Origin of the sequence: Jatrophihabitans sp., assembly GCF_036388195.1 — a bacterium.
Classification (GTDB): domain Bacteria; phylum Actinomycetota; class Actinomycetes; order Mycobacteriales; family Jatrophihabitantaceae; genus Jatrophihabitans_A.
The window spans coordinates 61,274-75,485 of record NZ_DASVSG010000121.1 but is presented as its reverse complement, the minus strand read 5'-3'; the positions used below and the strand labels follow the sequence as shown (position 1 = coordinate 75,485).

The 14,212-nt window shown below is 70.1% G+C and carries 15 protein-coding genes; 7 read left to right on the top strand and 8 right to left on the bottom strand.

The window, feature by feature from the left end; translation table 11 throughout:
- Positions 1-430: 430 nt before the first annotated feature.
- From VF612_RS12455 to VF612_RS12445, 3 genes are all read left to right on the top strand, one after another.
- Positions 431-1,759, top strand: coding sequence for an MFS transporter (locus VF612_RS12455; RefSeq protein ID WP_408660166.1), 1,329 nt, complete (start codon positions 431-433; stop codon positions 1,757-1,759).
- A complete protein-coding gene (locus tag VF612_RS12450) occupies positions 1,756-3,636 on the top strand; it encodes an AMP-binding protein (RefSeq protein ID WP_408660165.1) in 1,881 nt (626 codons plus the stop codon). The genes VF612_RS12455 and VF612_RS12450 overlap by 4 nt, the downstream gene beginning before the upstream one ends.
- 91 nt (positions 3,637-3,727) lie before the next feature.
- The gene (locus VF612_RS12445) at positions 3,728-5,404 is read left to right on the top strand and encodes a Na+/H+ antiporter (protein ID WP_408660164.1); all 1,677 of its coding nucleotides are present in this window, start codon (positions 3,728-3,730) and stop codon (positions 5,402-5,404) included.
- An 856-nt stretch (positions 5,405-6,260) separates the two neighbouring features.
- Here the strand turns inward: VF612_RS12445 and VF612_RS12440 are convergent.
- Entirely contained in the window at positions 6,261-6,377 is a 117-nt protein-coding gene (locus tag VF612_RS12440) for a GNAT family N-acetyltransferase (RefSeq protein ID WP_408660163.1), read from the bottom strand.
- 555 nt (positions 6,378-6,932) lie between these two features.
- On the opposite strand from VF612_RS12440, the gene VF612_RS12435 reads away from it, so the two are divergent.
- A complete protein-coding gene (locus tag VF612_RS12435; RefSeq protein ID WP_408660162.1) occupies positions 6,933-7,826 on the top strand; it encodes a hypothetical protein in 894 nt (297 codons plus the stop codon).
- A 107-nt stretch (positions 7,827-7,933) separates the two neighbouring features.
- On the opposite strand, the gene VF612_RS12430 is transcribed toward VF612_RS12435, so the two are convergent.
- The 3 genes from VF612_RS12430 to VF612_RS12420 all read right to left on the bottom strand — a co-directional run bounded on the left by VF612_RS12430 (position 7,934) and on the right by VF612_RS12420 (position 10,418).
- Positions 7,934-9,010 carry a hypothetical protein gene (locus VF612_RS12430; RefSeq protein ID WP_408660161.1) on the bottom strand — a complete coding sequence of 359 codons (1,077 nt, stop codon included), beginning with the start codon at positions 9,008-9,010 and terminating at the stop codon, positions 7,934-7,936.
- Positions 9,007-9,555, bottom strand: a complete 549-nt coding sequence (locus VF612_RS12425; RefSeq protein WP_408660160.1) for a sigma-70 family RNA polymerase sigma factor — start codon at positions 9,553-9,555, stop codon at positions 9,007-9,009. The genes VF612_RS12430 and VF612_RS12425 overlap by 4 nt, the downstream gene beginning before the upstream one ends.
- A 185-nt stretch (positions 9,556-9,740) precedes the next feature.
- On the bottom strand, positions 9,741-10,418 hold the full coding sequence (locus tag VF612_RS12420; protein ID WP_408660159.1) for a LuxR C-terminal-related transcriptional regulator: 678 nt from the start codon (positions 10,416-10,418) through the stop codon (positions 9,741-9,743).
- Between the two features lie 117 nt (positions 10,419-10,535).
- Between VF612_RS12420 and VF612_RS12415 the strand changes: the two genes are divergently transcribed.
- A complete protein-coding gene (locus tag VF612_RS12415; protein WP_408660158.1) occupies positions 10,536-10,691 on the top strand; it encodes a DUF6131 family protein in 156 nt (51 codons plus the stop codon).
- A gap of 50 nt (positions 10,692-10,741) precedes the next feature.
- Positions 10,742-11,059: a hypothetical protein gene (locus VF612_RS12410; RefSeq protein ID WP_408660157.1), complete on the top strand. Its 318-nt coding sequence runs from the start codon at positions 10,742-10,744 to the stop codon at positions 11,057-11,059.
- A gap of 27 nt (positions 11,060-11,086) precedes the next feature.
- Here the strand turns inward: VF612_RS12410 and VF612_RS12405 are convergent, their stop codons facing one another.
- The 4 genes from VF612_RS12405 to VF612_RS12390 form a co-directional block, all read right to left on the bottom strand.
- On the bottom strand, positions 11,087-11,794 hold the full coding sequence (locus VF612_RS12405) for a GGDEF domain-containing protein (protein WP_408660156.1): 708 nt from the start codon (positions 11,792-11,794) through the stop codon (positions 11,087-11,089).
- Between the two features lie 118 nt (positions 11,795-11,912).
- Positions 11,913-12,149, bottom strand: a complete 237-nt coding sequence (locus tag VF612_RS12400; RefSeq protein WP_408660155.1) for a hypothetical protein — start codon at positions 12,147-12,149, stop codon at positions 11,913-11,915.
- On the bottom strand, positions 12,146-13,036 hold the full coding sequence (locus VF612_RS12395) for an SDR family oxidoreductase (protein WP_408660154.1): 891 nt from the start codon (positions 13,034-13,036) through the stop codon (positions 12,146-12,148). The genes VF612_RS12400 and VF612_RS12395 overlap by 4 nt, the downstream gene beginning before the upstream one ends.
- The gene (locus tag VF612_RS12390) at positions 13,033-13,464 is read right to left on the bottom strand and encodes a nuclear transport factor 2 family protein (RefSeq protein ID WP_408660153.1); all 432 of its coding nucleotides are present in this window, start codon (positions 13,462-13,464) and stop codon (positions 13,033-13,035) included. Before VF612_RS12390 ends, VF612_RS12395 begins: the two co-directional genes overlap by 4 nt.
- Positions 13,465-13,597: 133 nt before the next feature.
- Between VF612_RS12390 and VF612_RS12385 the strand changes: the two genes are divergently transcribed.
- A complete protein-coding gene (locus tag VF612_RS12385; RefSeq protein WP_408660152.1) occupies positions 13,598-14,194 on the top strand; it encodes a TetR/AcrR family transcriptional regulator in 597 nt (198 codons plus the stop codon).
- Positions 14,195-14,212 lie beyond the last annotated feature (18 nt).

Below are 14,212 nucleotides of genomic sequence, written 5' to 3'. Positions count from 1 at the left end.
CCACCGGATCACCAGGCAATGAGCACAATCACCGGACGACGAGCGCGACGGCTGGCCCGAACACCCGGTAAGCCGCTCCTCAACCTGGAGCACGGGACGACGCAAGGCCCGCTGGACACCTGGTATCCAGTCGCCGCGGACTCGGCGTGCACTCGGGCGGCTCGTCGTCCTCTGGGAATGCGGACCAGCGGCGAAGTCTTGACGTCGATGAAGCCGCCGCACTTGCCCTTAGCCAGGAGGAGCGCCGCACGTGTCCACCATTCTCACCGGCGACCCGAGGCGCCCTGCTGCCACCATTCCCAGCACCCTCACCCACGACAACGGGGTGCTCTAGATGCGGCGGCCGACGACGACCACGGCGGCGGGATCTGGCGCCACGCCGACCGAAAACAGCCTGACCGGCGTCATCGCGACCCGGCAGAATGGCCCGGTGACCACCGCTGAACAGTCAGCTGAGCAGCTTCGGCCGAACCCAGCCGACCTCAAACGCATCCGCCGGCTCCACCGCGCGTGGGCGGTCGCGGCCATCACCTTCTTCGCCCTCATCGCCACCGCCGCCTTCCGGTCCAGCACCGGGGCGCTGATCGTCCCGATCGAGCAGCAGTTCGGCTGGTCCCGGTCCACCACCTCGTTCGCGATCACCGTCAACCTGGTGGTCTACGGCCTGACCGCCCCGTTCGCCGCCGCCCTCATGCAGCGCTTCGGCATCCGCCGGATGGTGGGCCTGGCCCTCACCCTGGTCGCAATCGGCTGCCTGGCCACCACCGTGATGTCCTCGTCCTGGCAGCTCGTCCTGGCGTGGGGCTTCGCCATCGGGATCGGCACCGGCTCGATGGCCCTGGTGTTCGGCGCGATCATCGCCGACCGGTGGTTCGTCACCAACCGCGGCCTGGTCGTCGGCATCTTCTCCGCAGCCTCCTCGACCGGTCAGCTTGTCTTCCTGCCGATGCTGGCCTACCTGATCAACTCCCACGGCTGGCGCACCGCGGTCCTCCTCGTCGCGGCGTTCTCGCTGCTGCTCGTGCCGTTCGTGATGTGGCTGCTCGCCGACTCCCCCGCCAGCGTCGGCCTGACCCCCTACGGCGCCGAGCCGGACTGGGCCCCGCCGACCGCATCCAAACGCAACCCGGCCAGGGCGGCCGTCGCCACGCTGACCGAGTCCTCGCGCAGCTGGCCGTTCTGGGTGCTGATGGGAACCTTCTTCATCTGCGGCTGGTCCACCAACGGCCTGGTCGCCTCGCACTTCATCCCGGCCGCCCACGACCACGGCATCCCGGGCACCACCGCCGCCAACCTGCTCGCCCTGATCGGCATCTTCGACATCATCGGCACCATCGGCTCCGGCTGGCTCACCGACCGGGTCGACCCGCGCAACCTGCTGCTGGCCTACTACGGCCTGCGCGGGCTGTCGCTGCTGATCGTGCCGTCCGTGCTCGGCTCGACGGTGAGCCCGCCGCTGTTCCTGTTCATCGTCTTCTACGGCCTGGACTGGGTGGCCACCGTGCCGCCCACCGTGGCGCTGTGCCGCGAGCACTTCGGGGTGGAGAAGTCCGGGATGGTGTTCGGCTGGGTGTTCGCCTCCCACATGATCGGCGCGGGCCTGGCCGCCTCGTTCGCCGGCGCGGTCCGCGACGCCACCGGTGACTACCGGATCGCCTGGCTCACCGCCGGCTTCCTGTGCGTCGCCGCCGCCCTGGCCTTCTTCACGCTTCGCCGGCGTGGCGATTACGCAGCGGTTGGGGCACTATCCGCTACATGAGCTATGCGGGGGACTACCAGCTGAGCCTGACCGATCCGGATCGGTTCTGGTCCCGGGCGGCCACCGCGATCAGCTGGATCCACAAGCCCGGCACGGTGCTCGACTCGACCGACGCCCCGTTCTCCCGCTGGTTTCCCGACGGCACCGTCAACACCTGCTTCAACGCCCTGGACCGGCACGTGGTGGCCGGCCGCGGCGAGCAGGCCGCCCTGATCTACGACTCCCCCGTCACCGGCACCCGCAAGGAGTACAGCTACACCGAGCTCACCGAGCTGACCGCGAAGTTCGCCGGGGTGCTGCGCGCGCTCGGCGTGGACCAGGGCGACCGGGTGCTGATCTACCTGCCGATGGTGCCCGAAGCCGTGATCGCGATGCTCGGCTGCGCCCGGATCGGCGCGGTGCACTCGGTGGTGTTCGGCGGCTTCGCCGCCACCGAGCTCGCCGCCCGCATCGAAGACGCCCGGCCCAAGGTGATCGTCTCCGCCTCCTGCGGGGTGGAGCCCAGCCGGCTGGTCGAGTACAAGCCGCTGCTCGACCGTGCGCTGGAGCTGACCCGCCACCAGCCGGAGCGCTGCGTCATCCTGCAACGGCCGCAGGTGCAGGCAGCCATGACCGACCGCGATCTGGACTGGCGGGAGCTGATGCGCGCCCAGCTGATCGCGCCGGCCGAGTGCGTCGAGCTGAAGGCCACCGATCCGCTCTACATCCTCTACACCTCCGGCACCACCGGCCGCCCGAAGGGCATCGTGCGTGACAACGGCGGCCATGCGGTGGCGCTGCGGTGGTCGATGGCCAACATCTACGACGTCGGCCCGGGCGAGGTGATGCTGACCGCCAGCGACGTCGGCTGGGTGGTCGGGCACTCCTACATCGTGTACGCGCCGCTGCTCACCGGCGCGACCACCGTGCTCTACGAGGGCAAACCGGTCGGCACCCCGGACGCCGGGGCGTTCTGGCGGCTGGTCGCCGACCACCGGGTCAAGGTGCTGTTCACCTCCCCGACCGCCCTCCGGGCCGTCAAGCGCGAGGATCCGGACGGCGAGCTGATGAAGCAGTACGACCTCAGCTCGCTGCAGACGCTGTTCCTGGCCGGTGAGCGGCTGGACCCGGCGACCTACGAGTGGGCCAGCGCCCGGCTCGGCATCCCGGTGGTGGACCACTGGTGGCAGACCGAGACCGGCTGGCCGATCGCGGCGAACCTGCGCGGCCTGGAGCCGATGCCCATCAAGCCCGGCTCGGCGACGGTGCCCGCGCCGGGGTACGACGTCCGGATCCTGGGCCCGGACGGCCAGCAGCTGCCGCCGAACCAGGAGGGCGCCATCTGCCTGAAGCTCCCGCTGCCGCCGGGCGTCAGCCAGGGCGTCTGGGGCGATGACCAGCGCTACGTCCAGAGCTACCTGTCAGCTCATCCAGGCTTCTACCTGACCGGCGACGGCGGGTACCTCGACGACGACGGCTACCTGTTCGTGCTCGGGCGCACCGACGACGTGATGAACGTGGCCGGCCACCGGCTCTCGTCCGGGCAGCTGGAGGCCGCGCTCGCCGGGCATCCAGCCGTCGCCGAGTGCGCGGTGATCGGCGTCGAGGACCCGCTGAAGGGCCAGGTGCCGCGCGCCCTGGTGGTTCCCAAGAGCGGCTGGGACGGCTCGGCCGACCAGCTCGCCGCGGAGCTGAGCGCCCGGGTGCGCGACGAGGTCGGGCCGATCGCGTCGCTGTCGCGGGTGGACGTGGTCGCGGCACTGCCCAAGACCCGGTCGGGCAAGATCCTGCGCGCGACGATGCGCCAGCTTGCCGACGGCGGCGACCCGGTGGTGCCGTCCACCATCGAGGACGTCGCGGTCCTGGACGACCTGCGGGCGGTGCTGCGCCCCGCCTGACCTGCCTCGCCAGCCGCCCGGGACCCGCTCGAAGGCTCAACTGTCGCGTCCGGACCGGTAAGTTGGTCTCTCCAGGACGGGAGGTGAGCCAGTGGAGCAGCTCGCCTTGGTGGCCGCCGTCCTGTTCGCGACCGCGGTGCTGATCCCCGTCTCGTCCAGGATCAACCTGCCCTGGCCGGTGCTGGTCACCCTGTTCGGGATCGTGCTGGCCGCGATCCCCCAGGTGCCGCAGGTATACATCGAACCCGATCTGATCCTGCCGCTGGTGCTGCCGCCGTTGCTGTACGCCGCCGCGCGCAAGACGTCCTGGCGGTTCTGGGCCGCCAATGCCCGGCCGATCCTGCTACTGGCGGTTGCCCTGGTCATGGTGACCACCGCCGCGGTCGCCTACGTCGCGTCCGCGGTGGTGCCCGGCATCACGCTGGCCGGCGCGGTGGCCCTGGGCGCCCTGGTATCCCCGCCGGACCCGGTCGCGGCCGTCGCGATCGCCGGCAAGCTGCACCTGCCCCGCCGGCTGGTGTCGATGCTCGAGGGGGAGGGCCTGTTCAACGATGTGGCCGCCCTGGTGCTCTACCAGGTGGCGATCGCCGCGGTGGTCGGCGGCTCGATCACCCCCGGCCAGGCGGCGACCAGGCTGCTGCTGGCCGCCGTGCTGGCCCTGGCAGTCGGCTTCGGGTTCGGCTGGGGCATCACCCGGCTGATAGCGGTGCTGGGATCGGGTGACCCGCGGCCGCAGGTGTTGCTGTCGGTACTGGCGCCGACCGCCACGTACGTGATGGCCGAGGAGCTGCACGGTTCCGGGGTGCTCGCGGTGCTGGTGTACACCCTCTACTCGGTGTCCCGGCCGATGGACGCTGCGGACGCGCAGGGCCGGTTGACCACCGACGTGTTCTGGTCGATGACCGAGACCCTGGTCACCGGGATCGCGTTCGGGCTGGTGGGCCTGGAGTTCCAGACCGCGTTCCAGGCGATCGGGGCGCGCTGGACGTCGCTGGTCGAAGAGACGGCCGCCGTCGTCGGCGTGGTGGTGGTGGTGCGGCTGCTGTACCTGCTGCCCTCGGTGCTGCTGGCCCGGCGGTTCTACCGCCGGTTGCAGGCCGGCGCCCTCGACGACGCGCTCAGCGGCCGGAGCGCCAGCCGGCGGCTGCGGCGCCAGCGTGACACCGACGTGCCGATCGGCTGGCGGGAGACGGTGGTGGTGTGGTGGGCCGGCATGCGCGGGGTGGCCACCGTGGCGCTGGCGCTGGCCATCCCGACCGTCACCGATACCGGCGGGCCTTTCCCGGCCCGCGACCGGATCCTGTTCATCGCCTTCTCGGTGGTGCTGGTGACCCTGGTATTGCAGGGCCTGACCCTGCCGACCGTGGTGAAGCTGTTGGGGGTACGCGCAGGCACGCGCGACAACGAGGACACCGAGACGGCGCTGATCGAGCGGGCCGCGCACGCCGCCGCCGAAGCGCTGAACCGACTGCAGGACGAGGTGGACTTCACCGTCGAGGTGTGGGACCGGCTGAACGCGTTCCCGACCGACCTGCTGGTCCGGCTCAACGCCCAGCTCGGGACCGACTCCCAGCACAGCGAGGTTGCCGGCCGGGCCACTGGCCGGGGCAAGTTCCTACTGGGACTGCAACAGATGCTCGGGGCCGCGCGGGAGGAGCTGCTCGCGGCCCGGTCCGAGCGAGGCGTGGATCCGGAGCTGGTCGACCAGCTCGTCCGCCGTCTCGACCTGTACAGCCTGCCGGCGCTGCCCGCATCTGAGGGGCACTGAGGAGCCGGTTCCGGTCGGGCGGCCTCCGCTCGTTCGCCGATGACGGTCGCCGGTCCTGCTAGCGGTGCCGGCGGTACCCCATTGCGTGGGCGTTTATGTACTCACTGGACGGCCACGACACCCTCGCCGACCTCGAACTGATCGCCGATTACGGTCGTCTACCACCTGTTCCCGGCCCGCGGCGAGGGCGGCGGTGACCGGCCTCTCGACGGAGCCCGGCGCCCGGCCCGCAACTGCCTGCTGTCATAGCACCAAGGTGGCTCGGGACGGGTAGCAATTCGATCATCGCGCGCCCACACCTGTAGGTGATCGATCAAGACCAGAACGATATCTGTCAAAATGCCACATAACGGTGACATAGGGTGATACCTGCGCTAGCGTGACCACCCTGACCTAGGTGCAGATTCCCCATCGTTGAAGGAGAGGCAACAATGCGAAGAGTGTCACGCACAGCTACTGCCGCGCTGGCGGCCGTCGGGTTTATGCTCGCACCTGGAATAGTCGCCGCATCCGACGCGTCGACACAGTCATATAATTGCCGAGAGGTAATAGCAAACGACATCACGTTCTTCGCATCCTCCACCGGCGGCGCCACGACGTCCCCGTTTACCCTTTACAAGGGCGAACGTTATAAGAGCTGGGGCGTCTACGATGGCCGCTTCAGGGCTCAGACTTGGGACAACTATTGGGGCTACACGACCTCCAATAGCAGTTGGGTGAAGCTTGTCCCCGATTACTACTGCCAATTCTGAGCGGTGCGGCAGTCGTAGGCCGACGTGACACGGTGGCGCCGTCGCAATGACGGTGCCACCGTGCGCGTTCGACCGCGCCAGGCAGCGTGGCGCGGTGATCGATATCAGCCCTCGATCGCCGGGTCGACGAACCGCAGGATCAGCCGATCATCCAATGCCCTGAAGCCGATTCGCTGATAGATGGCGTTGGACGTCGGGTTGGCCTCATCGGTGAACAGCACGACCTGGCGTGCCGCAGTCCAGCGCGTCCTGGGTGCAGGCCGCCGTCAACGCACCAGGGCGCGCCGTCGTCGTACGGGTAGCTGTCTCCATCCTCGCCGTCGGGGATGGGTCGCCAGGGCTGCTCGGGTGTCGGCGCCTACTCCAGGGGTCGCCGGTAGATTCGCTCATTGGGTCGGGCTCCTGTCACGTAGGGGTTCGGCCAAGGTCCCGGCCTGGTGCTCGCTACACCGGCCGGGGCCGCCTCGCTTACTTGCGCGCACCTGGAACGTATGCGCAACCGACGACGAAAAGCAGCCCTAAACCCCACCTTTCCTCAAACTGACCCACTACCCCACGCAATCAGCTTCTGCATGATCAGAACTCCCATGCTCTCGGGCGGGCAATGGTCGAGACCTGCTTACCAAGGATGTCAGGCTGCTCCTGACTGCCCATCATGTCTACCAACTTTGCCGATCTCTGCACGTCAACAGCATCGAACGGGCCGATGGCAGACTTCGATAGTCAGCGAGAACGGATGGGTTACTCGGTGTCGAGGCGAGGTAGGAGGACAGGCGATGCCACCACGGCGCAAGAAGGCCAGCGGCTTGACCGAGGAGGACGTGGCCCGGCTGCGCAGCCAGCTCGACGCGGGCCGGCGGCCGCGGGTGGCGCTGTCCGGGCCGCAGTTCGAGACGGGCGCCTCCGGCTCTGTCGTCCGGATCGGTGACCCGGCCGTGGACGGGGCCGACTTCCTGACCGTCCGGGTCAAGGTCAACGGCGTCGCCGACGAGCTGGCCTTCGCGCCCGGCGAGCTGAGTATCGGCAGGGGGCCAGCTGCTGGGTCTGCTCGGGCCGGGTCGGCACGCGCTGGGTCTGCTCGGGCCGGGTCTGCTCGGGCCGGGTCTGCTCGGGCCGGGTCGGCTCGGGACGGGTCACCCAGCGGTGGTACCCGGACCGCCAAACCGGCCGCATCCAACTCGCCAGCCGCGAAGCCGGCGGCATCCGACTCGCCAGCCGCGAAGCCGCCGACTCCACCGCCTGGTGAAGGCGGCGAGTCACCGGCCGCCGTGCCGAACGCAGCCGCTACCGGCCCGGCCAGTTCGCAGGCAGCAGGTTCGGCAACGCCAGCAGCGGCCCCGGCGACCCAGTCAGCCCCGGCCAGCCAAGCCACGGCCGGTCGCCGTCGCAAGGCTCCGACCGCCCCGGCGATCAGCGTGACGATCAGCTCGACCGGGGCGTCCTGGTCGGTCAGCGCCAGCCGCGGCGCCCGGTCGATCGCCAAGGGCGTCCCGGTCGCGCCGGGGGTGGTGACCGCGGTCGCCGAGCTGCTCGACCAGCCGGCCTTGTCCGAGGCGGTGGCCGAGATCAACGAGACCGCCCGGCTGCAGGCTGAGCAGCGGGCCGAACAGCTGCGCGCCGAGCTCAGCGACCTGGAGGCGATGCTGGCCACCCATCGCACGCCGCGCTAGGACACGGGCCACCCATCGCGCGCCGCGCTAGGACACACGGCGCAGCGCCGGACCCGCGGTGCCGGCAGGCCCCTGCAGATCCGGCGCTGACCCCCCGTGGGCCCGGTTCAGGTGTGCACGCCCTGGATGGCGAACCGCTCCACCTGCTGCAGGTGACCGCCGGTGCTGGCGACGATGGTCAACACCCCGCGCTGTTCGAAGGAAACCTCCCCCGTGGTCCATGCCGCGCCGTCGCCACCAGCAGGTACCTGGGCCAGCGTGGCGCGGTCGGTCTGGCTGGCCAGCACCGACACCACGATGTTCTCGTCCACCCCGGTGATGTGGCCGCCGACGGTCATCGGCGAACTCACTTGCGATCCGTAGGCCGGCTGCTCCAGCGTGAACGTCGTGTCGTCGCTGCCGACCACCTCCCACGGCGAGTCGCTGGCGGTGCCGTACTGGACCAGGTGCAGCGTGGCCGCGGTGTGCGAGACGCCGTCGGGATCGCGGTAACCGACGCCGATGTGGGCGCCCAGGTCATCGAAGAACGTCCCGGTCACCTGGTCGATCTCGGTGAACCCCAGATAGGAGCGGGTGAAGTCCAGCGCGGTCTGCTCGGGGTCGAGGTGCCACGGCTGCGATCCGCCACCCTCGGTGCGCCACTGCTCGGCCTCGGCGTAGCTGCCGAACGGCCACAGCGGCTGGTAGCGCTCGTACACCGGCGGGGGCGCCTGCGACGGCGTGCCGGTCGGTGACGGGGACGCTGACGGGGCGGCCCCCGTTGCGGACGGGGTCTGGGTCGCCGACTGCGAGGACGCGGGACGGCTCTCCGTAGGCCGCTGCGTCTGCGACGGTGACTGCGACTGTGGCTGCGACGGCGACGGCGACGGCGACTGCGACTGCGACGGCGCCGAAGTAGATGCCGACGGTGCCGGCGCCACCCCGCTGGGCGAGGGGGGAACCGACACCGTCGGCGTGGTTGCCGGATTGGCGCGGTCTGAGCGGCTCAGCTGCACCGCGGTGACGGTGGCAGCGGCCACGATCCCGACGATGGCAGCGGCCAGCAGCGGAGCGGTCCACCGGACACGAGCGGCCTGTACCCAGCGGCGGCCGACGGGCGGCGAGGCCGGTGACAGGTCGGCCTCGGTCAGCGCCTCGGCCCGGGCCCGCAGAGCGGCTGCGATCCGGTCGTCGACGGTGTTCATTCGGCACCTCCCAGTGCTGCGGCGATCGCGTGGCGACCGTGGAATGCGTTGGATTTGACGGCGCCGAGCGAGATGCCCAGCGTGGCCGCGACCTCGGCTTCGGAAAGCTCGGACCAGTAGCGCAACACGATCACCTCGCGTTGCCGGCGGGGCAGCCGTTGCAGCGCCGCGATCACCTCGCGGTGCTCCTCGGCCAGCAGCACCCCCCCGTCGGCGCCCTCCACCGTCAGGCTGTCGGCATCCGGATAGGGATTGCGGCGGACCGTGCGCCGGCGTCGCAGCACCGAGCGCGAGCCGTTCAGCACGCAGGTGCGCAGGTAACCGACCGCGGCGTCGCGGTCAGCCAGCGCCGGCCAGCGCCGGTGCAGGGCCGCGTAGGCCTCCTGCACCACGTCCTCGCCGGTCTCGACATCGTCGACGAGCAGTACCGCAAACCGCACCATCGCCAGCCGATGGGACTGGAACAGCGCGGCCACCGCCGAATCGGCATCGGCCATCGGCGAGAGCTCCGGCACATCCTCGTTGCGCACCATCGTCGTCCTCATGGCCACCGTCCCCGGCTCGGCGCACCACCCCATACGTGGTGCTACCTCCAAAGACGCCTGGCCGGGGCAATGGTTGCATCCGGCCGACACCTGCTGCCCATGAATTGCCGGCGGGCTGATCCGGCTGGCCTGCTTTTCCGCGCTTGCCTGTCGAGCTGGCCGCTGCCAACCGGCGGGCTGCGGTGTCAGGGCCCGCCGCGCCAGTGCTCGATGCGGTGCCGGTCGGGCGTGAAACCGTGCTGGACACCCCAGAGGACGGCCTGGGTCCGGCTGGCAACACCGATCTTGCGGTAGATGGTGCGGATGTAGGACTTCACGGTGTTCGGGCTGAGGTAGGTCAGCCTTGCCACATCGGAGTTGCTCTTGCCCTGGGTGATCAGCGCGAGAATCTCGGCTTCCCGGTCGGTCAGCCCTTCGCGCCGGCCCGGCCAGTCCAGGCCCGGTGCGCTGCGCGCCCGCTGCGGCGGATCGCTGATGACCACCTCGCCGGCATGCACGGCTTCCAGCGCCGCGACCAGATCGCGAGCAGGCAGGGTCTTCGAGAGATACCCGTGCACTCCTTGCTCGCAGGCGCTGGCGATCAGATCGGGATGGAAGTTCCAGGTGTAGACCACGACCCGCCGGGCCCGGGGGTTGTTGATCAGGACGGCTATCTCGTCATGGTCGGACTCGGGCTGGGCGAAGGAGTCATACAGCGCGATGTCGACGGTGTCGGTGACAGCCTCGTTCGAGTCGATCTCCGCGATCGTGATCCGGTCGGCGTATTGCTGGAACATCTGCGCGACGCCCAGCAGCACCACGTCGTAGTCATCGACCAGCGCCACGGTGATCGCTGATGTCGTGGTAGGCGGGCTCACGGTCATGACTGGGACCATAAACCTCCCTAGGGGTGTACCGCACCGACCCTAGGGGTGGTCCAGTGGAAGTGCTGGAACGCGGGCCGACACTGGCGCCGCATCACCCACCGTAGGGAGACGATCATGATCGTCCTGGGCATCATCCTGCTCATCATCGGCTTTGTCACCGGCATCTCGATCCTGTGGACGCTGGGCATCATCCTGGTCATCATCGGCCTGATCCTCGCGGTGCTCGGCGCTGCCGGCCGCGAGGTCGGCGGCCGGCGGCACTGGTACTGAGCGGCTACCGGCGAGCGAGCGCGGCTGTGTACCGCATGCCGTACTTTGCCGTGAGGCCGGTCGCCTCCGGACGTCCCTACCACGTCGTGGCGTGCCGGGGCCGGGTTCCGAGCGCGCTGGGCGACTTCGAGGGCGAGTCCGAGTTCACCCTCTCGACCGGAACTCAGACGATGGTGGTCAGCGGGGTCGGCGCGGCCCATGGCGACTGGGTCCGCTTCCATGAGAAGGACGGCGCGTCCGACGGCAAGGATGTCCGGGTCTGGCACATCACCCAGGAAGCGGATGGCGGCTTCACCGCGGCCACCGGGCCGTCAGCCGTGTTCACCCTCGGCTGGCCGCTCGACCGGAGTTGCGTGCCACCCGCCTGACCCGCGGCCCTGGTCGCAAGCCGGTGCTCAGGGCAGTGGCGCGCCGGACCGCTTGGCCTGGTACATCGCGGCGTCCGCGCGGGCCAGCAGGCTTGCCGGGGTGTCGTCCGGGACGGCCGTGGCGTGGCCGAGGGAGGCGCTGACCGGCAGCGGGCCGCAGCTCAGCTCGAAGGGCGGGGCGAAGACGTCCCGCAGCCGGGCGAGCAGCGCATCGAGCCCGGCGCCGTCGGCCGACTCGGCCAGGATGACCAGCTCGTCGCCGGACAGCCGGGCGAGCAGGTCGGTGGCCCGCACCGTCTCCAGCAGCCGTAGCGCGACGACGCGGAGCAGCTCGTCGCCGACCGCGTGGCCGTGCGTGTCGTTGACCGCCTTGAACCGGTCGAGGTCGAGGAAGAGCACGGTGGGCGCCGCCGAGCCGCGCTTGTGCTTGGCCAGCGCCAGCGCCAGGACGTGCTCGAACAGCGCGCGGTTCGGAAGGCCGGTGAGGTGGTGCCGGGTGGCGGCGTGGCCGAGCCGGGCGGCGTCGTCACGCAGCTGCAGCACCAGCGCCACCTGCCGATCCGCATCGATCAGGTTCACCGCCGCCGTCGGGGTGCCGCAGACGAACGCGGCCAGCCGGGCGAGGGTGTCCAGCTGGTGGCTGCGCGGCTGGTCCAGGACCTTGAGGGTGTGCAGGGCAGCCAGCCGCGACAGCTCCGCCTGGGTCGGGCCGTCGGCGGCATGGAACGCGCTCACTCCCGCATCATCGTCCCGGCCGGGCACTTCCTGAGCAGCTCGGAGTGCCGCGATTGCGGGCGCGCTCATATCCAATCGGCTGCAACCAGGGCGTATCGCCACCCAGCTGCGCGACGGCTCAGACGGCCACCGTCAACGAGGCGGTGTACCCGCCGGACGCCGAGCCACTCATCGTCGCCAGCTGGTGGATGCCGCCGTCGTTGCCGAACACCATGTCCGAGGTCAGCGCGATTCGCGCCAGGTTCTGCACGCTCTGCTCGTAGCCCGGGGTCGCGTACACCGCGGCGCACGCCTCTTCGGGCAGCGCCAGCTGCGACGTCGCGACGATCTTCCCGGGCGCGGTGGCGTACCTCATGCCAAGCCGGTGCTGACGCGGGCCGTCCGGAGCACGTCGTCGATGCTCAACGCGGGGACGTCGGGAAAACGTTCCCGGAGCGGCAGCGGGTCGAAGCTCATATCGATCGTGTTCATCACCACCGCGGCGGCGGCCTGCCGGGCGAAGCTGGGCCGAACCGGTCGGGCCAGCAGCGACATGGCCCTGAGCGCACCCAGCGGTACGTGCTTGATCGGACCGCTGCGTCCGGCATCGGCCAGCAGCCGCTCCGCGATATCGGTGAAGGTCAGGTTCTCACCACCACCGACCGTGATCTGCGGGCCGATGCGGGGGTCGCCACCCACGGCGAGGCAGACGAACGCGGCCACGTCCTCGGCTGCAACGAAGTTGATCGGATTGCGGCCTGGGCCCAGGACCAGTGCCGGACCGCCGCTCGCGAGCTTGCCGCCGATGATGGTTAGCCAAGTCTGCAGGAAGGCAGTCGGCCGGACGATCAGGCCGGTCAAGGGGGCAGCCTGCAACTGCTGCTCGGCGGCGTACTTCATCCGGTGCAGCGACATCGGATGGTCCGGTGCGGCGCCGGCCACCGAGACGAGCACGAAGCGGGACACCCCCGCCGCGGTGGCCGCCGCGATCAGGTTCTGATTGCCTGCCCGATCGACGGCCTCAGGACTGGTCCGGCCCTGCCCGGCGAATCCGTGCACGGCCGAGACCACGCACGCGCAGCCCTGAACGGCGGCCGTCATCGACCCGCGGCGCACGTCACCCTCCACGATGTCCACTCCGGCCGGAAGACGCCGCGCCCGCTGCCGATCCCGGGTCAGCACCCGTACCTGTTGCCCGGCAGCGACGAGCCGGTCCACCACCTTGCTTCCGAGCAGGCCGGTTCCACCGGCGACCAGGATCATGCCGGCCGGCCCGCTGCTGGTGGAGTCACGGCCCGGCGCACCGCGTCGTCCACGGTGCCCGACTGGCGCTCGACCGGCTCGAGGTAGAACCTGGCGGTGCTGATCAGCTCGCCGTCGACGCCGAAGATGATCACTCCGCGCATCTCATGGGCGGACCCGTCGGGCCGGGTGCCGGTCATCTGCCACTCCGACCAGACGGTGCCGGCGTCCTCGGCGGTGGCCAGGACGCGGGCCGTCACGTCGGGCACGCCTGCCAAGATCTGCGCCCAATTGCGGCGCACCTGCTCCTTGCCCTCGAAGCCGCGCGCCGGATGTGCCGGTGTCTGGTTCAGGTATCCCTCGGCGAAGCAGTCGACGATGGCGTCCAGGTCGTGCTCGTTCGCCGCCTGCGCCAGCCGCTGAACCACTGCTACCGGACTCGTTGCCATCGACGGCTCCCGCCTGGATCATATTTGTTACAGTGAGCTGTAACTGAAATGAGTATGGGACGGGTTCATGACGGACGTCAAGCGGCGCTATGACTCCAGCCGGCGGCAGCAGCAGGCGCGCCGTAACCGCACGGTGGTGCTGGACGCGGCACAACGCCGGTTCCTGCGAGAGGGATACGCCGCCACGACCGTCGCCGCCATCGCCGGCGATGCCGGCGTGTCGGTGGAAACGATCTACAAGGCGTTCGGCGGCAAGGCCGGTCTGGTCTCGGCCATCTGGCAACGCGGACTGGCTGGGCAGGGACCGGTCCCGGCGCCGGAGCGCTCCGACCGGATGAGCAGCAGCGAGGCCGATCCACGCGCGATCATCGCCAACTGGGGGAAGCTGACAGCTGAGGTCACGCCGATGGTCGCGCCGATCCTGCTGCTCATCCGGTCAGCAGCGGCGACCGATCCGGACATGGCAGCGCTGCTCGCCGAGACCGACGCCCAGCGCCGCGCGCGGATGCGCCACAACGCCCAGGCGATTCGGGTCCATCTCCGCGCCGGGGTGACCCTCGCCAGCGCGACCGACATCCTCTGGACGTACAGCTCCCCCGACCTCTACGACCTGCTGGTACTCAGAGGCGGCTGGTCACTGCCGCGCTACAGCCGCTTCCTGGTGGACAGCATGATCGCCGCATTGCTGCTCGCCCAGCCCTGGAACCGACAACAGCCGCCGCAGACGTGAGCCTGGTGTTAATCTGCA